Raw genomic sequence first — 1,220 nt, 5'->3', positions numbered from 1 at the left:
CATAAGTCGGTTGAACATGCCGTTGAGTTGTATGCTCAGGTCGAAGTCTTTATATTGCAGCGTGTTGGTCAGCCCGGCCAACCAGCCTGGGTCTTGCGAACCCAGCAGCACGTTGTCGGCATCGTCGATGATGCCGTCGGGCTCTCCTGTCAGCACGAAACGTCCGTTTTCGTCTACCACGGGTTGGTTTTTGTCGTCGCGCTTGTAGCCGTTAATGTCCTTAATCACTATTTCGCCCGGGCGCAAGTCGGGCTGTGCCTTGGGTGCTTTTTCGCCAATCTGCAAGATGTGGTCGGCCAAACGCGAGTATATTGGGCGTATGGGGTCGTCCACGCGTTCGTAAACGCCGGGCTTCCAGTCGGGCGTACGCTCTTTCCAACGGTCCTTATAGGCGGTGAAAGTAAAGTCGGTGCTCCACTTAAAGTAGCGTGTGTCGATGTTTTTCGTGTTGATGGTCACCTCAACGCCTGTGCTTTGCGTCTTGCCCACGTTGGCCATCACGCTCGTAACCTCTTGATAGGCGTTCAGCGGCTTATAGTTCAGCAGGTCGGAAATAACCTTATGATAAAATTCCACGCTGGCCAGGATGCGGTTGTTGAGGAAACCTAGGTCCAAGCCCACGTTCCATTCGGTGGTGGTTTCCCATTTCAGGTCGGGGTTTTCAAGGCGCGAACGATATACGCCGATAATCTGCGAGTTGTCTTCTTTGTTGAAGGCGGCCCGTGCCGAATAGCTGGCAAAGGCGTTTGTGCCGATGTCCGAGTTGCCTGTTTGTCCCCAACTCAATCGCCATTTCAGCATGCTTACCCATCCTAAGGGTTTCATGAAGGGCTCTTCGCTCACGGTCCACCCCAGTGCCACCGAGGGGAAGTAGCCCCATTTGTGGTTACGTGCAAACACGCTGGCACCGTCGGCGCGCATGGTGGCCGTTAGGTAGTAGCGCTCTTTGAGGATGTAGTTGGCGCGGAAGAAGTAGCTCTCCATCTTGTTTTTGCTGTATCCCGACCCAACGCGCTTCTGTCCTGTGCCTGCGTCTAGGTTATGGTAGCCAAAGGCGTCGGTAAGGAAGTCGTTGTTGCCTGCCCGCGAAGTTTTCAACTCAAACTCTTCGTAGGATGTTCCTGCCAGCAACGACAGCTTGTGCACATCGTTAAACGTGCGGATGTAATTGGCCGTACCCTCTAAAAGGTATTGGTTGTTGTCGTTGTTGTAAACGTCGG

Annotated in this window: 1 protein-coding gene; it reads right to left on the bottom strand. The window is 53.7% G+C overall.

Annotation, left to right across the window (positions count from 1 at the left end; translation table 11 throughout):
- Positions 1–1,220 (bottom strand): TonB-dependent receptor domain-containing protein (locus BN93_RS15780; RefSeq protein WP_019189248.1); only part of this gene is annotated, 1,220 nt, incomplete at both ends.

Origin of the sequence: Prevotella conceptionensis 9403948, assembly GCF_000312305.1 — a bacterium.
GTDB classification, from domain to species: domain Bacteria; phylum Bacteroidota; class Bacteroidia; order Bacteroidales; family Bacteroidaceae; genus Prevotella; species Prevotella conceptionensis.
Note: the sequence above shows the minus strand (reverse complement) of the source record. Positions and strands in the feature narration are given on the sequence as shown.